Source organism: Bacteroidales bacterium (assembly GCA_017521245.1).
Classification (GTDB): domain Bacteria; phylum Bacteroidota; class Bacteroidia; order Bacteroidales; family G3-4614; genus Caccoplasma_A.
Genome location: JAFXDI010000035.1, coordinates 1 through 9,542 on the forward strand (window position 1 = coordinate 1; position 9,542 = coordinate 9,542).

At 32.3% G+C, this 9,542-nt stretch carries 9 protein-coding genes; 2 read left to right on the forward strand and 7 right to left on the reverse strand.

The window, feature by feature from the left end; all coding sequences use genetic code 11:
* Together IKK64_05950 and IKK64_05955 are read left to right on the forward strand one after the other, a co-directional pair.
* Positions 1–1,633: hypothetical protein (locus tag IKK64_05950; protein MBR4119606.1), on the forward strand; the 1,633-nt coding region annotated here is incomplete at its 5' end.
* Between the two features lie 71 nt (positions 1,634–1,704).
* Complete coding sequence (locus IKK64_05955) at positions 1,705–2,406, forward strand: PorT family protein (GenBank protein MBR4119607.1); 702 nt, start codon at positions 1,705–1,707, stop codon at positions 2,404–2,406.
* A gap of 273 nt (positions 2,407–2,679) precedes the next feature.
* On the opposite strand, the gene IKK64_05960 is transcribed toward IKK64_05955, so the two are convergent.
* From IKK64_05960 to IKK64_05990, 7 genes are all read right to left on the reverse strand, one after another.
* On the reverse strand, positions 2,680–4,218 hold the full coding sequence (locus tag IKK64_05960) for a YifB family Mg chelatase-like AAA ATPase (GenBank protein ID MBR4119608.1): 1,539 nt from the start codon (positions 4,216–4,218) through the stop codon (positions 2,680–2,682).
* Positions 4,219–4,220: 2 nt separating this feature from the next.
* A complete protein-coding gene (locus tag IKK64_05965; GenBank protein MBR4119609.1) occupies positions 4,221–4,844 on the reverse strand; it encodes an NYN domain-containing protein in 624 nt (207 codons plus the stop codon).
* Entirely contained in the window at positions 4,834–5,973 is a 1,140-nt protein-coding gene (locus IKK64_05970; GenBank protein ID MBR4119610.1) for a thioredoxin family protein, read from the reverse strand. Before IKK64_05970 ends, IKK64_05965 begins: the two co-directional genes overlap by 11 nt.
* 14 nt (positions 5,974–5,987) lie before the next feature.
* The gene (locus IKK64_05975; GenBank protein ID MBR4119611.1) at positions 5,988–6,227 is read right to left on the reverse strand and encodes a tetratricopeptide repeat protein; all 240 of its coding nucleotides are present in this window, start codon (positions 6,225–6,227) and stop codon (positions 5,988–5,990) included.
* Positions 6,220–6,786 carry a phosphoribosylglycinamide formyltransferase gene (gene purN / locus IKK64_05980; protein MBR4119612.1) on the reverse strand — a complete coding sequence of 189 codons (567 nt, stop codon included), beginning with the start codon at positions 6,784–6,786 and terminating at the stop codon, positions 6,220–6,222. Before purN ends, IKK64_05975 begins: the two co-directional genes overlap by 8 nt.
* Positions 6,787–6,801: 15 nt before the next feature.
* A complete protein-coding gene (gene nadA, locus IKK64_05985; GenBank protein MBR4119613.1) occupies positions 6,802–7,737 on the reverse strand; it encodes a quinolinate synthase NadA in 936 nt (311 codons plus the stop codon).
* 523 nt (positions 7,738–8,260) lie between these two features.
* Positions 8,261–9,415: a protein kinase gene (locus tag IKK64_05990; GenBank protein MBR4119614.1), complete on the reverse strand. Its 1,155-nt coding sequence runs from the start codon at positions 9,413–9,415 to the stop codon at positions 8,261–8,263.
* Between the last annotated feature and the right edge of the window lie 127 nt (positions 9,416–9,542).

Genomic DNA, 9,542 nt, shown 5'->3' on the forward strand with positions numbered 1-9,542 from the left:
AGTAACAATAGAGAAAGAATACACTCCTGAGGTTGATGCAGCAGTTAAAAAGACAGGTATTCCCCAAGCAGAAAACCCACTTGTAGAGAAACCTGTAAACGAATACTCCACTTGGGCAGTACCACTATCGGGCAATCCCACATCGCAACCACTACTGGTTAGCGAATTAAAGAGCGAAGATAGTTTTAACAATCAACGTGGATATGCAAATTTTGGGATGGGAAACAATCTCAATATAAACGCCGATGCGGGAATAAGAATTATAAATACAAAACGCAATCAACTTGGCGTATGGTATAACCACACCTCAACAGGAGGACATCTAAAATACCAAGACAACGTACCAGTATATGGTGGCGAAAAAGTATATCAACATTTAAACAGCAATGTTGTAAATGCAACATATAAACACGCCTTTGATAAGTTAGAGTGGACAACAAGTTTTGCATACAAACGTAACAAATTCAACTACTATGGAGCAAAACTTACACCCAACATACCAACTATCAGCGAAACTGAATATCAAAAAGTAAATCAGTATGCCGGAGGAACATCGTTCCGCTCTACAAAAAACAAAGACGTAACAATAAATGCCTCAGTTGGATTCACAGGTTACTATAACAATATAGGTTATATGATTGGAGAAGAGGGAGGAAGAGAGAATCACCTAACAGCAAACCTTGAACTTGCAGCACGATTAGGAAGCAACAACAATCGTTTAGGATTTGAGTTTAATATGAATAACCTATTCTATAACGATGTAGCAGAGGCTGACAACTATACAATGGTATCGCTAACACCATTCTACAAATTCACAAACGAAAAAATCAGATTAAAGGTTGGAGCAAGAATGGATATATCGGTAAACAATGGAACTGTATTACGTTTTGCACCCGACTTTGAATTTAATGCCGATATGGGTAAATACTTTCACTTCTACACAGTTGTTGACGGAGGAAAAGAGATTAACTCATGGAGTAAAATGTCGGCACGAAACATATATATAAATCCCACAAAACAACTTAACAATACATACACAGCAGCAAATGCTATAATGGGATTATTGTTCGATTATATACCCGGAGTACAATTAAGAGTATATGGAGGTATAAAAACCTCAACCAATGCACTCTTTGATATGCGATATAAAGAGAGTATCACAGATGGAATGATTGCATCGTACGAAGTAATAGACTACACTCCAATAGATGCCTATCGTTGGTTAGGAGGAGCAAACATAAACTTTAAAATCAAAAAGATAATAGAGGGAGAGGTTAAATGGACACTCAATAACTGGCGAAGCAGAAACGGAGAGGGAACAATACTATCGGCACTACCCAAAAACGAGTGGAATATAAAAGTTGGAGTAAACCCAATTAAAAACCTATCAATAAATGCAAATTTCTATATGGGAATAGGAAGAGGTTATCGCTACCAAAACTCATTAGGAATGGATGTGTTTGAGAAGATGAGCGACATATATGACCTAAGTCTATCGGCAAACTACTCACTTACAAAATTGATTAGTTTCAACCTACAATGGAATAACATTCTATCACAAAACTACGACATATACTACGGAATGCCAGCACAACGAATGAACTTCCTACTTGGAGCAGCAGTTAAATTTTAACAATTCCAGAAGTATAAAAATCAATAGATAGGGCAATAAGTAACCATTTTATTCGTTTTAAGAGAAGAAATATGAAACGTATATTATACATATTACTTCTCCTACTTGTTGTCACTTTGGCAAATGCACAGACACGCAAATTGGAACGACGCCCGTACGCCGACCAAAAGCGTGTGCATTTTGGATTCTCATTAGGACTCAATATGCAAAACCTACGTTTGGTACCAACAGGAGAACCTGATGAGAACGGAGAGATATGGTTAGCAGATGTACCCACATTCTCACCCGGATTTAATGTAGGACTACTATGCGACCTATACCTGTGCCCTTACCTTAATTTACGCTTCACACCGGCATTTCTTTTCGGTAATAAGACAGTAACATTCCGAGGCGAGTTCTCGGGAGAAGAGCGAAAAACAGATGTAAAATCAAACTATATACAAGCACCCATAGAGTTAAAATATAGTGCAAAGAGATTAAACAACTATCGCCCGTATATAATGGTGGGAGTTGCCCCAACATTTGATGTTTCAAAAAAACGAGGCGACCTTCTTCGCCTTAAAACCTATGACACCTATTTAGAGATAGGATTGGGATGTGACGTATATTTTCAATATTTCAAATTTATTCCCGAACTCAAATTTGCATTCGGACTTCAAGATATCCTAAACCGTAAGAGAGATGACCTTCTCGATCCCGCAGAGTATAAATACACAGCAGCAATTGATCGTGTAAGTTCAAAAATGGTTATTCTCACCTTCTATTTTGAGTAAAAGATAATACTATACTATTTAATAGTTTACGTTGAAGTCATCAACTATCGGCAAGGTTTTAATATATAATTTACCTACAAATATAGGTATTTTTGCCGATATCGGAAAGATTAAATATAATACTTACTCTGTAATTGCAATACGAATTGACTAAATGTCAATTCTATTTGCTAAAGCAAATGACTTTTGCCCTCCGTCGTGCAGAGCACTGCACTCCCCATTTAAAGGCACGAATTGACATGCAAGTCAATTCTAATTACTTCGTAATTGCCTTTAAATGCCCCAATTGCCTCGGTCAAGATTGCGGTAGGTGATGGCCTCTTGAATATGGTAACTCTTAACCTCCTCACTACCTTCAAGGTCGGCAATAGTTCGGGCAACTTTCAATATACGATCGTATGCACGAGCCGATAGATTAAATCTCTCCATTGCAACTTTTAGCATTGCAATACTATCTTTATCGGGTAAAGCCCATTTGTTTAGATGTCTGCTACTCATTTGAGCATTACAATATACTCCGGGAGTATCGGCAAATCGGCGAGTCTGTATCTCTCTTGCACGCATTACACGTTCACGTACAACTGCACTGCTTTCGCCTTTAGCGGTTGATGAGAGCTTTTCAAACTCTACTGGTATAACTTCTATCTGAATATCTATTCGGTCCAACAGCGGGCCTGAAATACGGTTTAAATAGCGTGTAACTGCACCCTCTGAACATATACACTCCTTAGTTGGGTGATTATAGTAACCGCAAGGGCAAGGATTCATACTTGCAACAAGCATAATACCTGCCGGATACTCTACGGTGTTTTTGGCTCGTGAGATAGTTATTTTGCGGTCTTCGAGTGGTTGACGCATTACCTCTAATACTGAACGTGAGAACTCTGGTAATTCATCTAAGAAGAGTACTCCGTTGTGAGCAAGTGAAATCTCTCCCGGTTGGGGATATGTTCCACCACCTACCAAAGCAACACCCGATATGGTGTGATGTGGCGAACGGAACGGACGGCGAGTTATTAAAGCACCGGTATCTCCAGTACGTCCTGCTACTGAATGTATTTTTGTTGTCTCTAAAGCTTCATCAAGAGTAAGAGGGGGTAATATAGTTGGAATACGTTTTGCTAACATTGATTTACCTGATCCCGGAGGACCTACCATTATTAGGTTGTGTCCACCTGCCGCTGCAACTTCAAAGGCACGTTTAACATTCTCCTGACCTTTTACATCTTCAAAGTCAATATCAAAAATCTGTTGCTTATCGTAAAACTCTGTTTGAGCATCAATAACTATCTGTTGTAACTCACACTCCTCTTTAAAGTACGAAACAACCTCCGTAATATTTTCAACTCCATAAACCTCTAATCCATCAACAACGGCAGCCTCAGGTGCATTTTGTTTAGGAAGAATAAAACCCTTATAACCCTCTTGCTTTGCCATAATAGCAATAGGTAAGGCTCCTTTTATGGGAAGTATTGAACCATCAAGCGACAACTCACCCATTATAAGATAATCCTTAAATTTATCGCTTTTTAGTTCTTCATTAGCTGCTAACAATCCTATTGCTATAGGAAGATCGTATGCCGAACCCTCCTTTTTTATATCGGCAGGAGCAAGATTTACCACCACTTTACGACGTGGAAATTTCAGTCCATTATGCGATAGTGCCGATATTATACGCTGATGACTCTCTTTTACAGCAGCATCGGGTAATCCCACCATAAAAAATTGTATTCCTTGAGTACAATTAACCTCAATAGTTACAATTTGAGCATCAATACCCTGAAGGGCAGCAGCGTAAACTTTAGTTAGCATTATTAATAGTTTATTACTGTAGTTAAATTATTTATTAGAGACCTGTTTTTAATACATTCATCTCCTAAATCAATATGCCAGTTGGCTTCATCTTTAAGATATTTTGATGTAGAAGATTGAGTATTTACATTCCATGTTAAAAGTAATACTCTACTCTTTAGAGTTTTTATTTTACGAACCAACATTTCATGGTCGGCATCACCGGTAATAAGTACCACTACATCAAATTTACGTAGCAAAGTAAGTTCGTATGTCTCTAAGGCAAACCATGTATCTATACCTTTTTCAATAACAGTTACCTCTTCTCCTTTTTTAACTTCACGCAAATGTTTATAATGGAAAACAACATCGTTATCAATCATTGAATCTTCAAACTTACGCTCAACATATAATAGATGTTTATTACTTGCATCATTAACTCTATATCTACCTCTAAAATAATGATTTTCTGTAATTTGACAATCTGAAAATTCTACACCTGACTTTTCAGAAATAGTAGTTCTAATATAATTTAATATAGCAGTAAGATTAAGTGCCAAAGAGGACTCTTTTTTTAGACCTTCCTCTATTTTAGCATAATATCCACCATCAATAAAAACACCAACTGAAACAACTTTACTTTCCATTTTTTCTTCTATTTTTACGTACTATATCTAAACTATCATTATTAATAATAGTTTTTTCAATCAAATAATTAAGTGAATCCAACTCCAACTCTCTTCCTATTATTACACCATTCCTGTTTAAAAGAAATGTAGATGGAATAACTCTTAAATTTATAGTTGCAATATCCTTATTTGTCCAACCATCAGGTAGGTAAGTTTGAAAAGATTTTAGATTCTCTTTCTCTATTGTATTTTCCCAGTTTGTTTTATTAATATCCAAAGATACTAAATGCGAAGATACTTTATCTTTGTGTTTAAGAGTATCATAAAACAACTCAATATCTCTAACTCTTTGTATTGATATAGAATCAGAAGAATCCCAAAAAGTAAGTATAGTTATTTTACTATTGTATGTATAACTATAAACTAAACTATCCTTTACCGTTTTTAATATTGAATATGGTAATGTTTTACCCTTATCTAATTTTTGCAGAGCAGCAAAGTGTTCAACTCGTGCCGAAATAACATCTGTTTTTGCAGATGGTGGTAGTTTCTCTGATAGTTCACGAGTTAATTTTTTATATTTAGGAGAGGCTATATAATTATAAATAATAAAAGTTGAAGATGAGTTTTTGATATTTGATTCTACAAAATTTACCGCTTTTTTTACTATTGAATCATTTGTTTTATTTAATTCACTCAAATATAAAGAATCTTTATAATTATCAATATAGATATTTTTTAAAGAGTCATACTTAATTAAAATATCGGAGTTATTATTAAAAAAATCACCTATTAATATATTTGTTGAATCACCATCTATTACTGTTTGATAAGGTTTTGAAGATCCTGATAAAACAACACTCTCATCCTCTTTTAAAAAAAGAGAAGTTATATTATTCAAATTTTCATCTATTAAATATATAGGTGTTTTACTGTTATTGAGTTTTAAATTACATTTAAAATCACCATTCTCAATTAATATAGTATCAGTAATAATACCAGAACTGAAATTTTCATAAACAGCATAAATTATATCACCCTCGTAATCTGTAAAATTACCTTTAATTTCAGCAGATGAAAATATATCTATTTTACTGCACGAAACAAATAAAAATATAGATACAAGTATATATATAATTTTTCTCATTATTTATTTTTGTATTAAGGATTATACAAATCAGTATTACGAAATTCTAAAATATCCATCATCATTTTGTGAGCCTCTTTAGCAGGAGAAGAAGGATTAATCTCAACAGCCGTTAAATAACATCTTATGGCTTGAGCATTATTACCTATCTTACGATAAGCATTCCCCAATCTGAAAAAAGCATTATCATCACTTTTATTTTGTTGAGTATATAGTTCAAGTTCCGCAATCAAGTTATCTAAATTATCACTCATTATTAATAAGTTTTGCTATTGTACTAACAAATAATTTATGTTCAATTTTAAGTAATTTCTTTTTTAATAACTCAATATCATTACCCTCGTATGGTAAAGTTTTTTGAGCAATAATATTACCACTATCCAAATCACTATTAACATAGTGAATAGTAATACCATAAACCTTTACACCATAAGCCATAGCCTGTTCAACAGCATCTTTACCTTTAAAAGCAGGTAAAATAGATGGGTGCGTATTTATAATTTTACCCTCATATTTGCTTAATAACTCTTCGCCAACTATTCTCATATAACCAGCCAGACATATTAAATCAACTTTATAAGAGGCAAGTTTAAGAGTAATAGTTTTTTCATAATCATATTTAGTAGCAAAATCTTTAGGAAAAATAACAAAACTCTCAATACCTAAACGTTTTGCTCTTTTAATAACGTATGCATCTTTTTTATCACACACTAAAAGAACAACATTAGCATCAATTATTCGCTTATTACACGCCTTTACAATTGCTTCAAAATTTGATCCACTGCCCGAAGCAAAAACAACAATATTTTTCAAATTATAAACAGACTATTATAGTTTAAGTTTCTCTGAAATATCTAACATACGTTGTATTGAAACAACAGCCTTTTTTCTAATCTCTTCATCAACAAAAACCTCATGTTCTTCATTTAAAAGAGAATTATATAGTTTTTCAAGAGTATTATATTTCATATAAGCACACTCATTACAAGCACATGTAGAGTCTTCTGGAGGAGCAGGAATAAACTCTTTATCGGGACATGATAAACACATCTTATGTAATATACCCGACTCTGTTGCTACTATAAATTTTTTGCAATCACTTTTAATAGCATAATTCAATAGAGCAGCAGTTGATCCAACTTTATCGGCAACTATAAGAATATGTTTTTTACACTCTGGGTGAGCCAATATCTCAGCATCAGGATTTTGTTCCTTAAGTTCTTTTATTTTTTGAAGTGAGAATTGTTCATGAACATCACAAGCACCATTCCAAACAACCATCTCTCGCCCTGTAACAGAGTTAATATAACTTCCTAAGTTTCTATCAGGGCCAAAAATAATCTTTTCATCTTTTGGAAACGATTCAACAATCTCTTTAGCATTAGAACTTGTAACAACAACATCAGTCAAAGCCTTAACCTCCGCAGTAGTATTAACATACGATATAACTTTATATCCAGGATACTGTTTAATAAACTCAGCCAAATCCTCAGCCTTACAACTATCAGCCAAAGAGCAACCGGCACTGTTATCAGGAATTAATACTTTTTTATCGGGACACAATATTTTAGCAGTTTCGCCCATAAAGTTAACACCACAAACTACAAGAATATCGGCATCAGTTTTAGCAGCCCATTGTGCAAGAGCAAGACTATCGCCAACAAAATCTGCAACATCTTGAATTTCGTTACGTTGGTAGTAGTGTGCTAAGATAACAGCATTCTTCTCCTCTTTTAATTTTTTTATTTTATCTACTATATTCATAAATTTTGAATTTAGTTATACTCCAATCCTTTTTCAACAAACAAAATATTATATATTCTTTTTTAAAAAGTAAAAAAATAATGATGATAATATATTGTTAATACGTTTGATATCTTTTTTACTATATATTTTGAAATTTGGTTATTAATATTCAATTAACAAAATAAACATATTAATCAACAGCATTAATAATTGATTATAAATAGAATATATACTTTATTAACACACTGTTGATAAAGTACAAAGTTAATTAAATTTTTTATTTTTAATATTGATAACCCATAAATATAATGTGAATAAATAAAAAGAAAAGAAATTAAATAATAACAGCAGATATTTAAATATTTGATTATACAAATCTACTATTTAAAAATGCAACAATATTTTTTAAAAAGTTATTCTCAACTATTAACAACTTATCAACATGTTTATTAATAACTCAATTTTAATAATAAAAAAAAGAACTCTTTATGAGTTCTTTTTTTATGTAACTTATTATGTATTATATTATTAAGAAAAAATATTAATTAATACTATTCTCTCTTAATACCCTATCAGTTACAGTTTCAATCCATCTTAAAATATATTTCTCTTGAATATAAGTAGAAATTTCAATCATAATAGTCTGTTTTTCTTCAATGGTAATATCATTTGGCAGATTTTTTAATTTATTATTAAAATAAGAATCTATTAAATTTTTAGTATCGTTAATATATAGAGGATCACTCATTGTATCAATTTTATTTTCAATATCACTATCAATAACTATATTATCAATATCATTACACATATTGGTAATAATATTATTGTATGTTTGTTTTCTCTTTAAAAGTTCCTCTTTGTCTTGAGTAATAGTCTGTTCAATACTATCTATTTCGGGAGAAATTTGATTATAAGCACTTTTAATAGTAGCAATATAAAAAGTAATAGAAATTATAATAATAAAAATAGAGATAAAAATATATTCAGGAAGTTGCCAAGCAAAATTCAACCAACGTTTAACAGAAGTAAAACTATTAAAGCGTTTATCTTTATCAACACAACAACGTTTAATAACAAATTTAGTAAAAAAGCCTGTATTTAAGGTTTCAAGTAGTTTACCAAAAGAGTATATATCAGAAGGACCATCAGGAGCCATATAACCACTTGAGCCCACCGCCTGTTTAAGAATAGCATAACTATCCGTATCGCCTAATCCAAAATCAATAAGTTTAATATGTTCACCATTATTGGTAACCATAATATTTGAAGGCTTAATATCGCGATGTTGTGTATGTACCGATTCAATATATTTAAGCACATCAATAACTCTTTTAATAATATTGCGTCGTTCACTTTTTGAGTGAGTTTTAGTAAGCCATTCATTAAGAGAAACACCCTCAATCCACTCCATAACAATAGCCTTTCCAATACCATTGATATATTCAAAAGAGTGTACCTGAACAATATAGGGGTGATGTAAGTTAACTAAAATATCATACTCCTTTTGTAAAAAAGACTGATACATAATATCATCTTGCAACTCTTTTTTCAGAGCCTTAATCAACCACCATTTACCATAACGTTTAGCACGAAACAGAGAGTTAAACCCCTCGTTTCGTATCTCACTAATTTGAGTAAACAGGTTCTGATTTAAAAAATTATCAACCGGCTTTATAAATGATGAAGTATCAGACATATAAAATTAAGTATGAATAACAATTGCTAATATACAAAAAAGATTTCTTTTGAATATATTATTATGTACTTATATAGTTAACAACTTCTATATTAACCCCCAATTAAAACCCTTATATTAACGCCAT